Here is a 400-nt window from a genome sequence, read left to right as displayed (position 1 = left end):
CAGATTCTTCAAGAATAAATTAGGTTTGACGTTTGACTGGTATCAGAAGAAGACCAAAAATATGTTTGCTCCTTTGGAAGGAACAACACTGACCTTGGGTTCTGCGGCGCCTTGGGGTAACTTCGGTACCTTGACGACCAAAGGCTTTGAATTGGCCATCGATTTTAATCACCGATTTGAGAATGGATTGGGTATTAATTTTAGGGCTAATTTGGATGACTCTAAATCTGTTTTTAGTGGCTATACGTCATTACGCACTACCGGTGTGAATTATAATGGTCGGGTATATGGTGATATTTGGGGGTATGAGACAGACCGTCTGTACCAATACAATGATTTTGTATTGGATGGAAATAACAATCCGCAGTTGGTAAAACCAAATGCAGATATGACCAAATAC

1 protein-coding gene is annotated in these 400 nt (G+C 40.0%); it reads left to right on the top strand.

Annotated elements, in window-relative coordinates:
- A partial coding sequence (locus LE190_RS22315) for a porin family protein (protein WP_225240628.1) occupies positions 1-400 on the top strand: 400 nt, incomplete at both ends.

This window comes from Massilia hydrophila (assembly GCF_020208145.1).
GTDB classification, from domain to species: Bacteria; Pseudomonadota; Gammaproteobacteria; order Burkholderiales; family Burkholderiaceae_D; genus Telluria; species Telluria hydrophila.
The sequence above is the reverse complement of the archived record's forward strand: the minus strand, read 5'-3'. Positions and strand labels throughout refer to the sequence as shown.